The sequence below is a fragment of the Kribbella hippodromi genome (genome assembly GCF_039531045.1).
In the GTDB taxonomy this organism is placed as follows: Bacteria; Actinomycetota; Actinomycetes; order Propionibacteriales; family Kribbellaceae; genus Kribbella; species Kribbella hippodromi.
Genome location: NZ_BAAAPH010000020.1, coordinates 136,874 through 155,397, shown reverse-complemented (window position 1 = coordinate 155,397; position 18,524 = coordinate 136,874). Strand labels below are relative to the sequence as shown.

Here is an 18,524-nt window from a genome sequence, read left to right as displayed (position 1 = left end):
CGTCAGGAGTTAGTCAGCAACTCAGCGGCCGCGTCCAGCAGGTCCGCGCTGATCCCCCGGGTACGGATCGTTGCCGACTGCCCCGGAGCCGGCCAGCCGGTCTCGACCGTGACAGCACCGGTCCGCTCCGCCGCGGCCGTCAGCAGATGCTGCTGCCACGGATGCCGATGCGGATCACGAGTCACCACCACCATGGACAGCGTCGACGCGCGGAGCTCATGCGCCGCCGCGACCGCGGTCGCTTCGTCGTCGACCTTGATCAGCGTCACGTCCGCCCCGCGCTTCACCAACGGCCGGGCGAGTGACCACTCGACCTCGCCGACCGCGAGGTTGTGCGGGCTGTGGCATTCGACCACCAGCAGCTTCTTCCCGACCCTGAGCTCCGGCGACCGCTCGATGCTCCGAGCCGCGGCGGTCACGACAAGGTCGTCGTAAGCCGGCTGGGCGTGTGCCCCGTCCAACGTCGCCAGCGCCGCGGTACGAGCTGCCGCGTCGCGCAGCCGCTCAACCGAGAGCCGCCCGAGCACAACCGCGTTGTACACAGCCGTAGGGATCGCCTTGAGCACATCCACATGTTCTTCGAAGCCGAGCTCGAGCGTGTCGGTCCCGGCGATCAGCGCCTCGACGGTCCCCTCGACGATGCCGAGCCCGCCCGAGAGCGGCCGCATCTCCATCGCATCACTGACGATCGTCCCCTCGAACCCGAGCCGATCCCGCAGCAGCGCCTGGTTCACCACCGGGCTGATCGTCGTGAACAGCTCCGCATCCAAGGCCGGTACGGCGAGATGCCCGGTCATGATCGCCCGCGCCCCGGCCTCGATGCCGGCCTGGAACGGCGGCAGCTCGTACCGCTCCAGGTGATCGAGATCCGCCGCGATCGTCGGCAGGTCGTAGTGCGAGTCCAGCGAGGTGTCACCGTGTCCCGGGAAGTGCTTCACACACGCGGCGACCCCGGCACGCTGCAAACCACGAACGGCGGCGCGTACGTGCCGCGCGACGAGCTCACTATCCGCGCCGAAGGACCGGACGCCGATCACCGGGTTGTGCGGGTTCGAATTCACGTCCGCGACCGGTGCAAGGTTCATGGTGATCCCGCACCGGACAAGTCGCTCGCCGATGCTCGCGTACACCTGCTCGGTCGTCTCGACGTCGTCCAGGAATCCCAGCGCTGCCTGACCCGGGCTGTTGCCGGCCGGCAACCTCGGCAACCGGGTGACTTCGCCGCCTTCCTCGTCGAGCGCGATCACGATCGGGCGCCCGGCCGCGGCCCGCAGCTGGTCGGTCATCGCCCGCGTGTACGCGTCGTCGGCGGCGAGGTTGGACTCGAACAGCACGACACCGCCGAGACCGTCGCCCAGCAGGCGTTCGATCCAGTACGGGATGGAAGGACCTTCCCAGGAAGCCAGTACGCAACCGAGCGCCAGTCTGCGGATCTCCGCCTCGTTGACGCGGATCGGTGGAGGTGTCATGGAGTTCCCTTCCCGGAAGTGCCTGCGGTACGGCGGATCGCGTCGACGAGAGCCAAGGTCCCGGCCGCATCACTGGTGAGCTGGCGGCGAGGAGCGGACGTGCCGTCGAGAACCGCGTGGATGTGGGCGAGCTGATCGGTGAACAGTGGGCGGTTGCTGCCCAGCCGCTCGATGCGTGGTTCCTCGCCGGTGACGAGGATTTCGAGCGTGTCTTCCAGGCCGGTGGCGTACGGGCCGGAGATGCGCAATTCGCCGAGCTCGCCGACGACGCGGGCGGCCGGCGCGTACTCCGTACTGAAACTCGCCTCGAAGAAGAGCCGTGCCCCACCGGCGAAGTCGATCTCGGCCGACGACGCGAGATCGAGTCCCGCCGAGGTCAGTTGCTGACTGGCCCGGACGACCGAGAAGTCCGAACCGAGCAGCAGCCGGGCGAGCCGCAACGGATAAACGCCGACGTCCATCAACGCGCCACCGGCCAGCGTGGCGTCGTTGCGGATCGTGCTGGTGTCGTCGTTCGGCGAGTGATAGATCCCGTGCACCTCGCGGATCGCGCCGATCGTGCCCTGCTCAACCAGCTCAAGGACGCGGCGGGTCTGCGGGTGGTAGAGGAACGCGAAGGCCTCCCAGGCGTGCCCGCCGGTCCGCTCCGCGACCGAGGTGACCGTCCGCGCCTCGGCCAGGCTGGTCGCGAACGGTTTCTCGCACAGCACCGCCTTGCCGGCCCGGAGCGCGGCGATCGTCCACTCCGCATGCAGCGTGTTCGGCAGCGGGATGTAGATCGCGTCGATGTCCGGATCGTCGATCGCTTGCTGATACCCGGCGGCGTACCGGGCGATGCCGTGCTCCGTCGCAAAGTCCTTCGCCCGTTGACCGTCCCGGGCCACGATCAGGTCGACGCGGCCACCGCCCACTTCCCACAGGCTCGGGATGAACTCACCGGCAGCGATTTGTGCGGTGCCGAGAATCGCCCACCGCACCAGGCTCACGACAGCCACCCGGTGTCGCCGGTCGGTACCGCACCGACGAGTCGCTGCGTGTACGCGTGCTGTGGCTGATCGAGCACGGAACTCGTCGTTCCGGCCTCGACGATCGTGCCCTGCTCGAGGACAACGATGTCGTCGGTCATCTGGCGTACGACGGCCAGGTCATGAGTGATGAACAAGAGCTGAGTTCCCCCTTCACTGACTTCACGTAGGACCTGCAGTACCTGTCCTTGAACCGAAACGTCGAGAGCCGCGACGGGCTCGTCGCAGAGCAGCACCTTCGGCGCGACCGCGAGCGCACGGGCGATCGCGACGCGCTGCCGCTGACCGCCGGACAGCGCCACCGGACGCCGGGTGGCGTAGTGCGCACCCAGTCCGACCCGTTCCAGCAGTTCCTCCGCACTCGGAGCCGGGCCGGCGGTCGCCGCGCGACGACTCAGCGCCTCGCGCAGGATGAACCCGATCGTGTGCGAACGATTCAGTGATGAATACGGGTCCTGAAAGACGCACTGAATCTGCCCGTGGATCTCGCGCAACTGCTTGCGACCCAGACCGCGATAGCTGGTGATGTCCGTGCCGAGCAGCTCGATCATGCCGTCGGTCGGCTCCTCGAGCCCGAGCAGACAACGTGCGAGCGTCGTTTTACCAGAGCCCGATTCACCAACGATGCCAAGGCTCCGGCCTTCGCGCAGCGTGAAGTCGATACCCTTCAGCGCCCAACTGGACCGGTCACGCTGATAGCTTTTCCGCAGACCGCTCACCCGCAGAATCTCGGCCGCGGTCTGATCGTCGTCTACCGGTTCCGCGTCGGCGGCCTTGGTTTCCTTGAGTGCGGTACGCAACTCATGCGCGATGTGATCTTGCCGCCGGCACGCGCTGGCATGCGTGTCGGTGACCGGCAGCAAAGGCGGCTTGCCGACCTCACAGTCCGGCGTGGCCCAGGCGCAGCGAGCCGCGAACGCACACTGATCGAGCACGGTCTCCACCGCCGGTACCTGGCCCGGGATGCCGTCCAGCTGCTTGCGCCGCCGGTCGGTCGGCGGTTCGGCACTGAGCAGACCGACCGTGTACGGGTGCGCGGGACTGTCCGTGAATTCAGTGGGCCGCGCTTGCTCGACGACACTGCCCGCGTACATCACGTACACCCGATCGCTGATCGAGAACGCAACGCGCAGATCGTGGGTGATCAGCAGTACGCCCATGCCGCGGGCCTGCTGGACCGAGCGCAGCAACCGCAGCACCTCACGCTGGGTGGTTGCGTCGAGCGCGGTGGTCGGTTCGTCGGCGATCAGCAGCGCGGGGTCCTTGGCCAGCGCACAAGCCAGCGCTACCCGCTGCCGCATCCCGCCCGAGAGCTCGAACGGGTACCGGTCGCCGACCGCCGGATCGTCGATGCCGACCTCGGCCAGCCGCCGGGCCACCTCGTCGGCCGCCTGACTCCGGCTGAGGTTCCTGCCCGATGCCGAGCGCAACGTTTCGATCAGATGCGTACGGGTACGGGTGAGCGGATTGAGGATGGTGAACGGGTCCTGCAACAGCATGGCGACCCCGCCACCGCGCAAGGAGCGGGCCGACTCCTCGTCCATGCTGACCAGGTCCGCGCCCTGGAACCGCACCTCGCCCGAAACGTGCAGACCAGGCGGTACGAGCTTGATCGCCGCCCGTGCCGTCAACGACTTGCCGGCTCCGGACTCCCCTACCAACGCAACGGTCTCGCCGCGTAACAGCTCGAGGTCCAGGCCGGTCACCAGCGGCGGGCCCTTGATCCCGCGGGTGATCCGCAGGTCGTGCATCGACAACAACGGCGTACCGTTCGCCGGCTCCTTGTCGACGGGAGACTGGAGCGCTACGGGATCAGTCATGGGTGATCGCTTCCTGACTCACGCGGTCGTAGGCCCAGTCACCGAGCAGCGTCACCGCGGCCGCGGTCGCCATGATCAGCACGGCCGGCACGAGCGCCGCGTTCGGGTTGTCCGCCAGCAGGGCACGGTTGTCGGCCAGCATCCGGCCCCATTCCGGCGAGCCGGCCTCGGCGCCCAGCCCCAGATAGGACAGCGACGACAAGGCGATCAGCCCGTACACGAAGTCCAGCAGCAGGATCGCCATCGCGGTCGGCATCACATTGGGCAGGATGTGCACCGCCATGATCCGGCGGCGGGACAGGCCCAGCGTCTTGCAGGCCTCGATATAGGGCAGATGGCGTTCGGAGAGGACCGCCGCCCGGACCACTCGGGTGTCCGCCGGGACGGACAGCAGGATGATCACGCCGACCGCGAGGTAGTACCCGCCACCGAGCACGCCGACGACCACGATCGACACCAGGATCGCGGGCACCGAGTACATCAGGTCGCCGACCCGCATCACGATCGCTTCGATGATCCCGCCGCGGTAGCCGGAGATGATGCCGAACAGCAGGCTGAAGAACGTGGTGACGACCGCGATCAGCGCCGGACCGACGATCGCGTCGCGGGCGCCGGCCATCACCCGGGACAAGATGTCGCGGCCGAGGTGGTCCGTACCGAGCAGATGCTCGCCACCTGGGCCGACGACTCCGGTCTGCAGCGATTGGGCAGCCGGGTCGTGCGGGGCCAGGAGCGGACCGAAGATCGCCAGCACGACCACGATCAGGGCGAAGACGGCGGCCAGCAGTACGCTGATCGGTGGTAGTTTCCGCCGTCGCCGGACGGTCGTCGTCCCGGCTTCGAGGCCGATCGCGGCACTCATCCGATCACTTCCTTGCGCAGCCGTGGATCGATGGCGAGATTGATCAGGTCCACTCCGAGGTTGACCAGCGTCACGGTCACCGCCGCGAACGCCACCAGGCCCTGAACGACCGGAATGTCCTTGCTCTGAACCGCTTGCAGCATCAGCGAGCCGAGTCCTTCACGAGAGAACGTCACCTCGACCAGCACCGCGCCGGCCAGGGTGTACGCGAGCAGCAGGCCGCTCGCGGTGACGATCGGGAGACTGCTGTTCAGCAGCGCGTACCGGCGCCAGATCAGCGACCGGCCGAGACCACGGGAGCGCGCGAACGTCACATAGTCCTGGCCATACACGCTGAGTGCCGCGGCCCGCGTCTGTCTGGTGACATAGGCGATCTGCGTGACCGCCAGCGCGATCGCCGGCAGGACCAGGTGCTGCAACTGGCTGCCGAATCCTTCGCCGTTGCCGAACACCGGGAACCAGGCGAGCGCGACGCCGAACACGTACAGCAGGAGCACCCCGACCGCGAAGGTCGGAGCGCTCATGCCGAGCAACGTGAGCATGCTGACCAGCCGGTCGCCGACCTTGTTGCGCTTGGCCGCGGCGTACATGCCGGCCGGTACCGCGATGATCATCGTCAGCACCAGACCGGCCACCGACAGCGCGAGCGTCGGCAGGCTGCGCTCGGCCAGCACCGTGGTGACCGGCTGGTCCGTGACGATCGACTGACCGAAGTCGAGCCGGATCGCCTCCAGGAACCAGCGCCCGTACTGGACCAGGAACGGGTCGTCCAGGCTGTACTTCGCGCGGATCGCGGCCATGATCTCCGGCGTCGCCGGGCGGCCGCCCAGCAGGATCTGCTCCGGCCGCCCGGGACTGATGTAGAGCAGGCTGAACACGAAGAACGACGCGATCACCAGCAGCAGCGCGCCGACGCCGAGCCGCCGGAGGACGTACCAGCCGAGCCTCACGACTAGGACCCCGCAATCCGGACCCGGGTGGGCCAGTTCGCGAACGACCAGATGCTGAACTCGCCGTCGATCGTGTACTTCTTGTTCAGCGCGATCGGGAACGGCAGGAAGTTGATCCCGATGTACGCGGCGTCGTCGGCGGCCAGCTTGACCAGCTCCGCGCCGGCCCGGACCCGCTTCTGCAGATCGGGATCGGTTTCCTGGATCCGCATCAGCTTCTCGGACTCGCCGGAGTAGAAGTTCGCGAAGTTGAACGCGTTGGGTACGGCCTGGCTCTTGGCCATCATGTAGAACGTGTAGGTGAACGGGTCGGGGTACGTCGCGCCGAAGTAGAACAGCTGCATCCCGAGCTTCTGGTGCCGGTACAGCTCGGCGAAGTACTGCGTGTCCGGGAGACTGCGGTACTTCAGGTCGATGTTCAGCTGCTTCAGGTTCTGCTGAACGGTGGCGAGGATGTCGCGGTCGACCGTCTGCGACGCCTGGAACGGCATGTCGATGGTCAGTCCGCCGTTCGGGTACTTGGACTTCGCCAGCTCGGCCTTCGCCTTGGTCAGGTCGTAGTCGTAGACGGGCACCGAGTTGTACCACTTGTCCGTCTCGTCCTTGCCGAAGAAGACCTCGAAGATCTCCGGCGGGATCACCCCGCGGGCCGGCTTGGCGGTGCCGTTGAAGACCGACTTGGCGATGCCTTCGCGGTCGATCGCGTGCGCGATCGCGCGGCGCAGGTGGATGTCGTTGAACGGCGCGGACTTCGTGTCGAAGCTGAAGATCTTGGTGTTGCCGCCGGAGCCGTACGCCACCCGGGTGTTCGGGATCTGGTCCCAGGTCTTCGCCTGCTCGAGCGGCACGTCCAGGGTGGCGTCGATGGCGCCGGACTGCAGCGCCAGCCGGCGCGACTCCGGATCCGGGATGACCGAGAACTCGAGGCTCTGGACCGCGGGCTTCTCACCCCAGTAGTGCGGGTTCTGGACCAGCGTGCCGCCGGTGGCCGGCGAGTAGCTCTTCGGCAGGTACGGACCGGTGCCGATCGGAATGGCGGCCGGCGTACCCAGGTCCTTCGCGTGCGCGAGGGCGAACTTCTTCTGGATCACCGTGGTCGCGATCGCGCTCGCGTACCGCCAGTACGGGTCGGGGCGCTTCAGCTGGACCGTGAGCTGGTTCGGCCCGGTCGCGGTCACCTTGTCGAAGGCGGTGTAGTACACGCCGTACGGGCTGGCCACCTTGGGATCGACATTGCGGTTCATCGAGTAGATGACGTCGTCGGTGGTGAGCGGCGTACCGTCCCAGAACTTCACGCCGTCGCGCAGTTCGTACACGTAGGTGGTCGGCGAGGTCTGCTTCCAGGACTTCGCCAGCGACGGGACCAGTTCGCCCTTGCTGTTCCAGGCCAGCAGCGCGTCGTAGGAGTTGACCACGATCGCGCTCGAGGTGGCCAGCAGCACGTCGTAGCGGCCCTGCCCGGAGGCGAGCCCGATCTTCAAGGTCGCGATGTCACCCGGCTTGGCCGCCGGGAAGTCGGCGCCGAGCGCCTTGCTGCCGGACTTGCTCGCTCCGGTGGGTGAACACGCCGCGATCAGCAGGCACGCGAGGGCGGGGGCGAGGTAGCGGATCGTCCAGCTGCGCTTCGAGCGCGCCGAGGAATGGGTCATGACGCCTCCAGGTAAGGGCGGTCCCGCATCCGGGACCCGGCCGGCCACCTCAGGTGGCCTAGGCCACCTATAACTTGGCAAACGCCGAACGAGCTGTCAATACTTGGGAAATCAGAAAGTGGACTGGGCCACCTGTGCTATGTTTCCGCGCATTCACCACCACGAGAGGCAGCCGACGATGTCCCCACAACAGTTGCTGGAAGCCCACCGGGTCGTCTTTCCGGACCGCGGCCAGGTCGAGCTGGAGCAGTTCGACGTCCCGGAGACCGGGCCCGGACAGGTCCGGCTGCGGACCGAGTTCTCGCTGATCAGCACCGGCACCGAGACGACCGCGCTGAGCGGTAACTTCGAGCCCGGCTCGCACTGGGACGACTACGTGCGGTACCCGTTCCTGCCCGGGTACACGGCGACCGCGGTGGTCGAGGAGCTCGGTGCCGACGTCGACGGAGTGCACGTCGGTGACCGGGTGATGGCCCGGATCCCGCATGCGTCGCACGCGGTCGTGGACGCCGTCGAGTGCTTCCCGATTCCGGCCGCCATCCCGTCCGAGGTGGCGCCCTGGGCGACCCTTGCCCAGGTGGCGTACGTGGGCGCTGCCGCCGCGGAGCACCGGCTCCGGGACAGCGTGCTGGTGATCGGCGCCGGCCCGATCGGGCAGATGTCCGTCCGGTGGGCCGCGGCCGCCGGCGTCGAGAGCATCGTGGTCGCGGACATCGCTCCGCGCCGCCTCGAACTGGCCCAGTGGGGTGGCGCGACGGCGATCGTGACCGGGGACCCGGCGGACCACGCCGACCAGATCGTCGAGGCCTGTTTCGGGGAGTCGCCCCGGGTCGTGATCGACACCACCGGCCGGTCGGAGATGCTGCCGAAGGCGCTCGGCCTGGTCCGTGACCGCGGCACGGTCGTGCTGCTCGGCGACCCCGGCAGCCCGTCGGAACAGCACCTCACCATGGACGTGATCACCCGCGGCCTGCAGATCCGCGGCGCGCACGGCCCGCTCCTGCTGGACGTCGAAGCCGAGACGTACCGGTCCTTCTTCGGCTTGAACATCTCCGGCCGGCTGTCGCTCGACGGGCTGAACACGCACCGGTTCGCGCCGAAGGACTGCGCCGAGGCGTACCGGCTGGTCAGCACCCAGCGCGGGGAGACGATGGGCGTGATCTTCGACTGGACCGACTGAGATGCCCACCTGGTGCCGCCGACCGGTAGATTGAGTGCCGCCATGCGACGATCAGCGAACGCCCGCCCGAACGGTGGCTTCCTCCGATGAGCCGCGCCCGCTCCCAGCCGGTCGCCGGGCTGATGCCGGAGAGCCTGTCCGGCAGCACGTCCAAGGGCCGCGAGCTGCGCCGGCTGCTGGAGGAACTCGTCGGCACGCTCGAGCCCGGCTCGCTGCTGCCGTCCGAGCGCGTCCTCGCCAGCCGGTTCGGCGTCGCCCGGCAGACCGTCCGCGGCGAGCTCGAGCGGATGAGCGCGGAGGGTTTCACCTACCGCGTCCAGGGCAGCGGCACCTTCGTCGCCGATCGCACCGTCAGCGTCGCGCAGGCAGCCTCGGTGGCGTCGTTCTCGGACGAGATGCGCAGCCGGGGCATGCGGCCCGGTGCCGAGGTGCTCGGCAACAGCGTGGTTCCCGCCATCGGGGTGATCGCCCGGCAGCTGAAGATCACCGTCGGCGCACCGATCGTCCAGATCGACCGGGTCCGGACCGGTGACGACATCCCGATGGCGCTGGAGCGCGCGTACCTGCCGGCCGACCGCTTCCCCGGGCTCGAGGACGAGGACCTGACCGACACCTCCCTGTACGAGGTGCTGGAAAGTCGTTGGGGCGTCCAACTGTGGGAGGCCGAGCAGCGCATCGTGGCAGTGCTGCTCGACGAATTCCACGCCCGGCTGCTGGAGCTGGGAGAGGGCGACGCCGCGCTCCGCTTCCGGACCACCGGCCTGGACGAGGTCGGCAATGTCGTGCACTTCACCGACGCCGTCTACCGCGGCGACCGCTACGAAGCCCGCCTCCGCCAGGAACGCGGCGCCCAGCTGCCTTTCTAGACTCAGCTTCTTCCAGTACGTGGCCTGGCGATCAGCTGGTGATCGGCCGGTGGTCGGCGTCGTCGGCGTACCGGCCCATCGTCGTCGGCGCCAGGTAGAAACGCTCCGGGCGCATCGCCGCGAGCTCCGGAACGACCTGCCCGTGCAGCAGTTCGCGGGCCGCCGCCCAGCCCCACATCGGACCCCAGCCGATCCCACCGTGGGACAGCGTGAAGTAGAAGTTCGGCAGCCACGGCAGCGCGCCGACGATCGGCCCGTCCGGCGGGATCGGCCGAATCCCTACGCTGCTCCGCCGTACCTTGCAGCCGGCCAGCGCGGGTACGACCTCCGCGACTGCCGCAAGTACCTCCTCGGCCGAGCGGATGTTGGCGCCGTGATCCTTGATCGACGTCTCGCCGCGCCAGTGAATCGCCAGCCCGCCGTCCGGGTCGGGTCGCCCGCCCCAGGTCGGTCCGGTCAGCACCCGCGTCGGCCCGCCGGCGTACGGTTCGGTGTAGATCACCCGGCCCGGTACGAGATTCATCGGGATCGCCAGGTCCGCCATCGCGGCCACGTGCGATCCCCAGCTGCCACTGGCGTTCACGACCGCGTCGGCGCCGATCACCTCGCCGTCCGCGAGGCGTACGCCGGTCACCCGGCCGCCCTGGACCAGGATCTTCGTCACCCGTGCCGCCGTCCGCAGCCGACCGCCGCGAGCCGTCAGCGCCTCGATCAGCGCCCGCACGATCCCCGGGCCATCCACCCAGCCCGAACCCGGCTCCCAGAACACCACCTCGTCATCGTCGAAGCGGATGCTCGGGTCTAGGTCACGCGCCGCCGCGGCATCGATCACGTCGACGCGGACGCCGCGGGATCGGGCCGTACCGGCGAGCTCTGTCAGCTCCTTGCGCTCGTGCGGGAGGCCCCACGACAACGTGCCCGACCAGGTCACGTAGTCCCCCGGCACCTCCTGCTCCACTTCCATGAACAGGTCGTGCACCTGCGGCCGCAGGGCTCGCTTGCCGGGCTCCTCGTCCCAGGCCATCTGCGGGAACTGGGACAGCCACGCGATCGACGACCCGGTCGTACCGGACGCGACGGCTGATGCCTCCAGCAACTCGACCTCGGCGCCCTGTTCGGCGAGCCGGTAAGCGGTATGTGCGCCGATCGAGCCGGCGCCGATGACTATCACCTTCATGATGTGGTTCCTCAGTTCGTCGGAAGTTCGTCGAGGGAAACGTCGGGGTAATGGCAGGCCTGGCTGTGGTCGCCGGCGCCGAGCTCGGGCGCGTCCTGCTCACAAGCGGTTCGGCGGTCGGAATCCAGTGCGAGCCGGTACACCGGGCAGCGGCTCCGGAACCTGCAGCCTTCGATCCGCTCCATCGGCGACGGCACATCGCCGGCCAGGGTCTCGGGAGCACGTCCGCGCTCGACCGCCGGGTCCGGGATCGGGACCGCGGAGATCAGCGCCCGGGTGTACGGATGCCGTGGCGCGCCGAGCACCGTACGCGTCGGGCCGAGCTCCACGATCCGGCCGAGGTACATCACCGCGATCCGGTCGCTGATCGATGCGACGACCGACAGATCATGGGCGATGAACACGTACCCGAGCCGCCGGTCTTGCTGGAGGGACCGGAGCAGGTTGATGACACCCGCCTGCACCGAAACGTCCAGCGCGCTGACCGGCTCGTCCAGGACCAGGATGTCCGGGCCGGTGGCGAGCGCCCGGGCGATGCCCAGCCGTTGCCGCTGGCCGCCGGAAAACTCGTGCGGGTACCGGTCGACGATCGACGGACTCAGGCCCACATCGGTCAGCAGCCCAGCGATTCGTTCGTCCCATTCACTCCGGGGGACTTTCGCGTACCGAAGTGCCTCGCCGATGATCTGCCGTACCGAGAACCGTGCGTCCAGCGATGCCTGCGGGTCCTGGAAGACCATCTGAATCCGGCTCCGCAGGTCCTTCAGGGCCGCACCGCGTACGCCGGTCACGGACGAGCCGCGCAACGTGACTTCGCCGGCCGTCGGTTCTTGCAGCCGGACGATACTCCGCCCGGCCGACGACTTTCCACACCCGGACTCGCCGACCAGGCCGACTGTCTCGCCGGGCCACACATCCAGCGTCACGCCGTCAACCGCGTACACCACCTTGCCGCCGTTGACCTTGTACTCGTGACGCAGCTCGTTGATGCTCAGCAGCGGCGCACCGGAGCGATCGATCGACCCTCGTGGCGTCGAGCGCCCCGCGGCCCGCTCCTGGTCCGGAAGGTGCTGCCGGTCCTTTGCGTAGTGGCAGGCGGAAGCATGATCGTTGCCGAGAGCATCGAGCTCCGGTTCGTCCTGATCGCAGCGTTCGGTGCGGAAGCTGCAGCGCGGCGCGAACGGGCAGCCGCCGTGGCCGAGCAGCTCCGGCGCGGGTGGCGCGCCGGGGATCGGGATCAGCGGTACATCGGGTTCGTCGATGCGGGGCGTCGCCGCCAGCAGACCACGTGTGTACGGCATCCGCGATCGTTCGAAGAGTTCCGCGGTCGGACCGGACTCGACGACACGTCCGCCGTACATCACCAGGACCCGATCGGCACGGCCCGCGACCACACCGAGGTCGTGCGTGACCAGGATCAGTGCGGCGTTCACGTGCTCGCGGGCGCGATCCAGCGCGGCCATCACCTGCGCCTGCACGGTCACGTCGAGCGCTGTCGTCGGCTCGTCGGCGATGATCACGTCCGGCTCGTTGGCCATCGCGATCGCGATCACCACGCGCTGCCGCATCCCGCCGGAGAACTCGTGCGGGTACTGCTTGATCCGCTGCTCCGGATGCGGAATCCCGACCACCCGGAGCAGTTCGAGCGTACGCTCCCGGGCCTGCCCGGAGGTCAGTCCGCGCTGATGAATCCGGAGCGCTTCGGCGACCTGGGCGCCGACGGTCATCACCGGGTTCAGCGACGCCATCGGGTCTTGGAAGATCATCGCGATCCGGGCGCCACGCAGGCTGTTCAGCTTGGACTCGGGCGCGCCGATCAGTTCCGTCCCGTCCAGCTCGATCGAACCGGTCACCCGGGTCGATCGGGGCGGGTGCAGGCCCATGATCGCGTTCGCGGTCGCCGACTTGCCGGACCCCGATTCGCCCACGATGCCGAGCACTTCGCCGCGATGAAGGTCGAAACTCACCCCGCGGACCGAGGCGCCGGTTTCCGGGCGGCGGCCGAACGTGACCGTCAGGTCGCGGAGCCGTAGGAGTGGCTGGTTCATCTGTTCCCCTTGGCCTGACGAGGATCGAGCGCCATCCGCAGCCCGTCGCCGATGAAGCTCGCCGACAGCGCGATCAGGACGATGAAGGCACCCGGGAAGTAGAAGACCCAGGGCCGGGTGGTGAGCGCGGTCTGCGCTTCGGAGACCAGCAGCCCGAGCGAGGTGTCCGGCGGCTGGACGCCGAAGCCCAGGTACGACAACGCGGTCTCGGACAGGATTGCGGTCGACGTCAGTACGGTGACCGCGACCATGATCGTGCCGCTCGCGTTCGGGATCAGGTGCCGGGCGATGATCGCCGCGTCGGACGCGCCCAGTCCCTTGGCTGCTTGGACGTACTCGGCGGAGGCATGCACCAGGACAGTCGAGCGGACGACGCGGGCCACGATCGGCCAGGCCAGCGCGGACAGCACCAGGCCGATGGTGATCCAGGACGTCTGGCTGCCCCGGCCCACGTACGCCATCACCGCTGCGACGGCGATCGACGGGAACATCAGGACGAGGTCGACCAATCGCATCAACGTGGCGTCGACGAGCCGGCCGAAGTACCCGGCCGCTGCTCCGACGACCGATCCGAGGACTGTTGCGACAACGGCTACGAACAAGGCGATCTGCACCGATCGCTGGGTACCGCGCATCACCTGGGACAAGGTGTCGTACCCGGTGCTGTCCGTACCGAATGGATGATCGAGCGACGGCGGCCGGGAGTTGTCCGGGGTGAACGTCGCGTAGCTGTACTTCCACAGCAGCGGTCCGATGAAGGCGAACACCAGGACCAGCCCGAAGACGATCAACGCGGCCACCGACACCGGGTTCCGCAGGTACCGTCGGAGGACTGGCGGGAGCCGTAACCGGCCGCTCGTCGCCGGTACGGCGAGGACCGGCGTGCTGTTCTCGGTCGAGGTCATCACAGGCTCCTCAGAATGTCCGCGCATGACGGATCCGGGGGTCGAGCAGGCCGTACACCAGGTCGGCCAGCAGGTTCAGCAGGATCGTGGCGGTCGCGAACACCAGCAGCCACGCCATCACCACATGCACGTCGAGGTTGCGGATGCCGTTCAGCAGCAGGTCGCCCATCCCCCGCCACTGGAACACCGACTCGGTCACCACCGCGCCGCCGACCAGACTGGAGAACTCCAGCGCGACGACCGTGACAAAGGGCATCAGCGCGTTCCGAAGACCGTGCCGGAGTACGGCCTGCGTACGCGACAGCCCTTTCGCGCGGGCCAGTCGCATGTAGTCGGTGTTCAGTACCTCGATCATCGACGCGCGCACGTACCGGCTCCACGAGGCGAAGATGTTCACCGCCAGCGCGATCGTCGGCAGTGCGAGGAATCCCAGTAGGGCAAGGCCGTGCGCGCCGGTCTGGCTGCCGTCACCGATGGTGTACAGGATGGTCCGGCCGCTGCTCCGGTTGATCGAGATCGCCCATTGCTTGAGCATCACCGCGAACCAGAACAACGGCAGCGACATGCCCACGAAGACCAGCACGCTGAGCGAGTTGTCGATCAGCCCGTACTGCCGGACGGCGCCGATCACCCCGACGGCGATCGAGACGATCGCCGCCACCACGATCGCGATCACGATCAGGCGCAGGCTGATCAGCAGCCGGCCGGGCAGGACCTGGCCGATGTCCACGTTGACCACCGACTTCCCGAAATCGCCGTGCAGGACGCCGAGCAGCCAGCGCACGTACCGCTCCGGCAGCGGCCGGTCCAGGCCGAGCTCGAGCTCCATCGACCGGATCGACGACTCCGGCGGTGGTGGGTCCATGGAGCGGAAGCGCGACAGCGGATCGCCGGACAGCGAGACCAGCATGAACATCGCGAACGAGGCGACGATCAGCATCGGGACGGCGATCGCGAGCCTCCGGAGCAGATAACGCAGCATCGGTGCCTCCGGGTCGGTACGGGGTGTGGGTACGCCGGCTCAGCCGCGCAGGCCCCACTCGAGGATGTTGTAGGTCGGCCCGCTGATCGTCGGGTTGTCCCGGATGTTCGCGTACTTGCCGTCGTAGACCATCAGCGTCGGCTTCTGGTACAGCGGCATCATGAACGCGTCATCGATCACCTGCTCGTCGGCCTGGTTGATCAGGTCGACGGTCTTCGCCGAGTCGGTGGAGGACAGGGCCTGGTCGACCAGCCCGTCGACCTTCTTGCTCGAGTAGTGCTTGTTGTAGCCGGTACCGGTGGTGAACCGCTGCTTCGCGTTCGCGGCCAGGAACGGCGAGCCGGTGTAGCCGACGATCAGCAGGTCATAGCCGTACGGCGCGTTCTCGGCCGTGGTGTCACCGAGCGAGTCGGTGGTCTCCAGCCGCAAGGTGATGCCGAGCTGCTTGACCGTTGCCTGCAGCACCTCCATCGACGCCTTCCGGGTCTGGTTGCCGACCGAGTACACCGAGCGCAGCGCCGGCACCGGGACGCCCTTCGGGTTGATCAGTTGCCCGTCCTTGACCGTGTAGCCGGCGTCGGTGAGGATCTTCTTCGCCGCATCGACGTTGCCGTCGCCGTACCCGAACTTCTCGGTCTTGGACTGATAGCCCTTCTGCTGCTGCATGATCATCACCGAGCCGAGCGGCTTGACGTCCTTGTCGAACTGCCCGACGGTCTTGCCGATGATCTCCTGGCGGTTCAGCGCGGTGTAGATCGCCTTGCGCAGCGCCGGATCGGCCAGTGTGGAGTTCGACAGGTTGAACTGGAACGTCTCCATCACCAGCGACTGGTTCATCTGGTACGCGACGCCCTGTCCCTCCATGTTGGTGACCTGACTGAGCAGATCGACCTGCGGCTGCGGGTACATCGCCTGGATCTCGCCGTTCTGCATGGCGATCGGCGTCTGCTGGGTGTCGGTGATCATCCGGAAGGTGATCTTTTGCAAATTCGGCTTCCGGCCGTACCACTTCGGGTTCGGTTCGAGGGTGACCGAGACGTCCTTCTTGAAGTCGCTGATCCGGTACGGGCCACCGCTGAACGTCGGTACGGTCTTCGCGAAGTAGTCGTTGAAGCTGGTGGTGAGATCGCCGTGCTGCTTGGCGATGTGCGCAGGCAGCAGCCGGCTGAACGGACGCTTCCACTCCGAAAAGTCGCCGTTGTATGTGACCGTGACGGTCTTGCCGTTGTCCTGGGTCTGGATCGACTTCACCCGGTCCAGGCCGTTGGTGTCCTTGGCCTGGCACTTCGGGCAGTCCCGGCCGTTCATCGCCTGGTACTGGTACTCGAAGTCCGCGCCGGTGATCGGTACGCCGTCGGACCAGGTCGCCTCCGGCTTGATCACGTACTTGACGACGGTGGGGTGCTGGGACACCACCTCGGCGCTGGTCATCATGTCCTGGTTCAGCTCGACGGTCGAACCGTCCGGCTGGATCGTGAACACCGACGGGTACACCGGGGTCGTCACCCAGACCGTCTCCGAGATGTCGCCGGCGGCGGTCATCGTGTTCCAGTTGCTGATCGTCTTCTCGATCGCCATCGTGATCTCGCCGGTGTCCGGCTGCACCTTGGCCGTGTTGGCCGTCATCAGGTCACCGGTCACCCGGCCCGCGGTCGCGCCGCCGGTGCCGCCCGCCGCGCCACCGGCGCTACAGGCCGCCGTGGCCAGCGCGGCCACGATCGCAGCCGTTGTGAATGTCCTACGCACCGCACTGCCTCCTTCTTCAGGCCCCGAGCATCAACATTGGTCAGCCGGCCGTGGGCACGTTCGGTGCTTGCCGGATCGCGTCCGGGCCGAGATCGGCCACCGAGCTGCAGCCGAGATGGCCGAGCGTGGTCCAGAGTTCGTCGCGCAGCAGTTCGATCGTGCGCAGTACGCCCGCCTCGCCGTCGGCCGCCAGCCCGACCGCGGTCAGCCGGCCGATCGCTACCGCGTTCGCACCGAGTGCGAGCGCCGCGGCGATGTCGCTGCCGCGCCGGATCCCCGAGTCGAGCACGATCGGCACATCCGGCCCGGCGGCCTTTCGTACCTCGGGCAGGGTTTCGATCGCGGACAGTGTCCGGTCGATGGTGCGGCCGCCGTAGTTCGACACGTACAGCCCGACCGCGCCGGCGTCGAGGGCAGCCGTGGCGTCGCGGGCGCTGGAGATTCCCTTCACCACAACGGGAAGCGGCGAACGGCGGATGAACTCCGCGGCCTCGGCCCAGGTCCAGCGCGGCTCGGTGAAGTTGATCAGCTCCTGCAGCGGAGCCGGATCGGACTTGCCCGGACCGAAGTTCACGTTGTGTACGGAGCTGTTCCGCGGGCTGAACTTGTCATGGATCAGCCGCTCCCGCCACTGCCGGATCGGCGAGTACGTCGCGATGAGGTACTGGTACCCGGCGTCCTTGGCCCGCTGCGCCATCGCCAGCGTGTGCTCGAGCTTGCCGACCAGCGTCATCTGGAAGAACAGCGCCCGGTCCGAAGCACCGGCGATCTCCTCCATCGAGTACGCGGCGGCGACCGGGACCATTTGCGCGATGCCGGCTTCCTGCGCAGCCCGGCCGACGGCCAGATGCCCGCCGGAATGGAACTCGGTCTCCTGACCGAACGGCGCGGTGAACAGCGGCAGCGCGAGCTCGATGCCGAACACGTTGGTGTTGGTGGTCGGGTTCGAAACGCCCGCGAACAAAGGGACTTCCCAGAGCACCTCGTCGAACTTCGCGACGTTCCGGTCGGCGGTGGTCTCGTCGCCCGTACCGGTCCAGAGGTAGTTCCAGACGGCCTCGCTGAGCTGGTGCTCGGCGTGCTCCCGGAGCGCGCGGAGCGTGGTGAAACGGGCCTCGGAGCGGAAGCGGTCGTCGGCGATCGCGGTACCGTTGCTGGTCACAGTACTGTCCATGGTGCTGGTCATGCGGCTACCTCCGTGGTCAGGGCGGCGAGTACGGCGTCCAGGTCGCGTACGCGTCCGATCTGCGGGAACACCTCGCGGACCGAGAAGTCGTGCTGTTCAGCGGTGACACTGGACATCGCTTCGGGTACGAAGATCAGGTTGTACCCGTGGTCGTACGCGGCCCGGGCCGTTCCTTCGACACCGAAGGTGGTCGAGATGCCGGCCATCACCACGGTGTCGATGCCGTGCCGCCGCAGTTGCAGGTCGAGGTCTGAGCCGTGGAAGGCGTTCCAGCTGCGCTTGATGATCACCGGCTCGGTGGCGGTGGGCTCGATGCCGTCGACGAGCTGGTCCCAGCCCGCCGGGCGGTTCGGCTTGGGCGGGCGGTGGGCGTCGATCGCGACCTTCCCGGTCAGCGAATCCGACTCATCCGGCAAGAAGCTGGTGCGTACGTACACAACGAGCGATCCGGCCTGGCGAGCGGCATCGATCAGTTGGCGACTGCGCTGCACGACCTCGTCGGCGGTGTACGGCGCGACCGGATGGGAGTTGTTGGCGCCCTGCAGGTCGATCAGCACCAGCGCGGTGCGCTCAGGGGTCAGCTCTGGGGTCAGCTCGGGCGGCAAAAGAGACACGGGTGAGTACCTTTCGTGGTTGGGCATGCGTCATCGCTTGGCCGC

The 18,524-nt window shown here is 67.9% G+C and carries 15 protein-coding genes; 2 read left to right on the top strand and 13 right to left on the bottom strand.

Annotated elements, in window-relative coordinates; genetic code table 11:
* Positions 1–2 precede the first annotated feature (2 nt).
* Genes ABD260_RS27925 through ABD260_RS27900 form a run of 6 tightly spaced genes read right to left on the bottom strand, consistent with a single transcriptional unit; the run spans position 3 to position 7,775 of the window.
* The gene (locus ABD260_RS27925) at positions 3–1,469 is read right to left on the bottom strand and encodes a glycoside hydrolase family 3 protein (RefSeq protein WP_344238071.1); all 1,467 of its coding nucleotides are present in this window, start codon (positions 1,467–1,469) and stop codon (positions 3–5) included.
* Entirely contained in the window at positions 1,466–2,455 is a 990-nt protein-coding gene (locus ABD260_RS27920) for a Gfo/Idh/MocA family protein (RefSeq protein WP_344238068.1), read from the bottom strand. The genes ABD260_RS27925 and ABD260_RS27920 overlap by 4 nt, the downstream gene beginning before the upstream one ends.
* Positions 2,452–4,314, bottom strand: a complete 1,863-nt coding sequence (locus ABD260_RS27915) for a dipeptide ABC transporter ATP-binding protein (protein ID WP_344238066.1) — start codon at positions 4,312–4,314, stop codon at positions 2,452–2,454. The genes ABD260_RS27920 and ABD260_RS27915 overlap by 4 nt, the downstream gene beginning before the upstream one ends.
* Complete coding sequence (locus ABD260_RS27910) at positions 4,307–5,176, bottom strand: ABC transporter permease (protein WP_344238064.1); 870 nt, start codon at positions 5,174–5,176, stop codon at positions 4,307–4,309. The genes ABD260_RS27915 and ABD260_RS27910 overlap by 8 nt, the downstream gene beginning before the upstream one ends.
* Complete coding sequence (locus tag ABD260_RS27905) at positions 5,173–6,126, bottom strand: ABC transporter permease (RefSeq protein WP_344238062.1); 954 nt, start codon at positions 6,124–6,126, stop codon at positions 5,173–5,175. The genes ABD260_RS27910 and ABD260_RS27905 overlap by 4 nt, the downstream gene beginning before the upstream one ends.
* Before the next feature lie 2 nt (positions 6,127–6,128).
* Entirely contained in the window at positions 6,129–7,775 is a 1,647-nt protein-coding gene (locus tag ABD260_RS27900; RefSeq protein ID WP_344238060.1) for an ABC transporter substrate-binding protein, read from the bottom strand.
* A 178-nt stretch (positions 7,776–7,953) separates the two neighbouring features.
* Between ABD260_RS27900 and ABD260_RS27895 the strand changes: the two genes are divergently transcribed.
* Both ABD260_RS27895 and ABD260_RS27890 read left to right on the top strand, forming a co-directional pair.
* The gene (locus tag ABD260_RS27895; RefSeq protein WP_344238056.1) at positions 7,954–8,955 is read left to right on the top strand and encodes a zinc-dependent alcohol dehydrogenase; all 1,002 of its coding nucleotides are present in this window, start codon (positions 7,954–7,956) and stop codon (positions 8,953–8,955) included.
* 86 nt (positions 8,956–9,041) lie between these two features.
* Entirely contained in the window at positions 9,042–9,821 is a 780-nt protein-coding gene (locus ABD260_RS27890; RefSeq protein WP_344238054.1) for a GntR family transcriptional regulator, read from the top strand.
* A gap of 31 nt (positions 9,822–9,852) precedes the next feature.
* Here the strand turns inward: ABD260_RS27890 and ABD260_RS27885 are convergent, their stop codons facing one another.
* Genes ABD260_RS27885 through ABD260_RS27855 form a run of 7 tightly spaced genes read right to left on the bottom strand, consistent with a single transcriptional unit; the run spans position 9,853 to position 18,479 of the window.
* Positions 9,853–10,998: an NAD(P)/FAD-dependent oxidoreductase gene (locus ABD260_RS27885; protein ID WP_344238052.1), complete on the bottom strand. Its 1,146-nt coding sequence runs from the start codon at positions 10,996–10,998 to the stop codon at positions 9,853–9,855.
* Between the two features lie 11 nt (positions 10,999–11,009).
* On the bottom strand, positions 11,010–13,046 hold the full coding sequence (locus ABD260_RS27880; RefSeq protein ID WP_344238050.1) for a dipeptide ABC transporter ATP-binding protein: 2,037 nt from the start codon (positions 13,044–13,046) through the stop codon (positions 11,010–11,012).
* Complete coding sequence (locus ABD260_RS27875; RefSeq protein WP_344238048.1) at positions 13,043–13,951, bottom strand: ABC transporter permease; 909 nt, start codon at positions 13,949–13,951, stop codon at positions 13,043–13,045. Before ABD260_RS27875 ends, ABD260_RS27880 begins: the two co-directional genes overlap by 4 nt.
* Before the next feature lie 10 nt (positions 13,952–13,961).
* A complete protein-coding gene (locus ABD260_RS27870) occupies positions 13,962–14,933 on the bottom strand; it encodes an ABC transporter permease (RefSeq protein ID WP_344238046.1) in 972 nt (323 codons plus the stop codon).
* Positions 14,934–14,972: 39 nt separating this feature from the next.
* On the bottom strand, positions 14,973–16,679 hold the full coding sequence (locus ABD260_RS27865) for an ABC transporter family substrate-binding protein (protein WP_344238044.1): 1,707 nt from the start codon (positions 16,677–16,679) through the stop codon (positions 14,973–14,975).
* Between the two features lie 40 nt (positions 16,680–16,719).
* Entirely contained in the window at positions 16,720–17,865 is a 1,146-nt protein-coding gene (locus tag ABD260_RS27860) for an alpha-hydroxy acid oxidase (protein ID WP_344238042.1), read from the bottom strand.
* The gene (locus ABD260_RS27855) at positions 17,862–18,479 is read right to left on the bottom strand and encodes an isochorismatase family protein (protein WP_344238040.1); all 618 of its coding nucleotides are present in this window, start codon (positions 18,477–18,479) and stop codon (positions 17,862–17,864) included. The genes ABD260_RS27860 and ABD260_RS27855 overlap by 4 nt, the downstream gene beginning before the upstream one ends.
* Positions 18,480–18,524 lie beyond the last annotated feature (45 nt).

What these genes read in the sequence shown, in the direction of transcription:
- ABD260_RS27880 (WP_344238050.1), bottom strand. Translation starts at nt 13,046, where the DNA reads ATGAACCAGCCACTCCTACGGCTCCGCGACCTGACGGTCACGTTCGGC.
- ABD260_RS27870 (WP_344238046.1), bottom strand. Translation starts at nt 14,933, where the DNA reads ATGCTGCGTTATCTGCTCCGGAGGCTCGCGATCGCCGTCCCGATGCTG.
- ABD260_RS27875 (WP_344238048.1), bottom strand. Translation starts at nt 13,951, where the DNA reads ATGACCTCGACCGAGAACAGCACGCCGGTCCTCGCCGTACCGGCGACG.
- ABD260_RS27895 (WP_344238056.1), top strand. Translation starts at nt 7,954, where the DNA reads ATGTCCCCACAACAGTTGCTGGAAGCCCACCGGGTCGTCTTTCCGGAC.
- ABD260_RS27925 (WP_344238071.1), bottom strand. Translation starts at nt 1,469, where the DNA reads ATGACACCTCCACCGATCCGCGTCAACGAGGCGGAGATCCGCAGACTG.
- ABD260_RS27910 (WP_344238064.1), bottom strand. Translation starts at nt 5,176, where the DNA reads ATGAGTGCCGCGATCGGCCTCGAAGCCGGGACGACGACCGTCCGGCGA.
- ABD260_RS27915 (WP_344238066.1), bottom strand. Translation starts at nt 4,314, where the DNA reads ATGACTGATCCCGTAGCGCTCCAGTCTCCCGTCGACAAGGAGCCGGCG.
- ABD260_RS27900 (WP_344238060.1), bottom strand. Translation starts at nt 7,775, where the DNA reads ATGACCCATTCCTCGGCGCGCTCGAAGCGCAGCTGGACGATCCGCTAC.
- ABD260_RS27885 (WP_344238052.1), bottom strand. Translation starts at nt 10,998, where the DNA reads ATGAAGGTGATAGTCATCGGCGCCGGCTCGATCGGCGCACATACCGCT.
- ABD260_RS27860 (WP_344238042.1), bottom strand. Translation starts at nt 17,865, where the DNA reads ATGACCAGCACCATGGACAGTACTGTGACCAGCAACGGTACCGCGATC.
- ABD260_RS27890 (WP_344238054.1), top strand. Translation starts at nt 9,042, where the DNA reads ATGAGCCGCGCCCGCTCCCAGCCGGTCGCCGGGCTGATGCCGGAGAGC.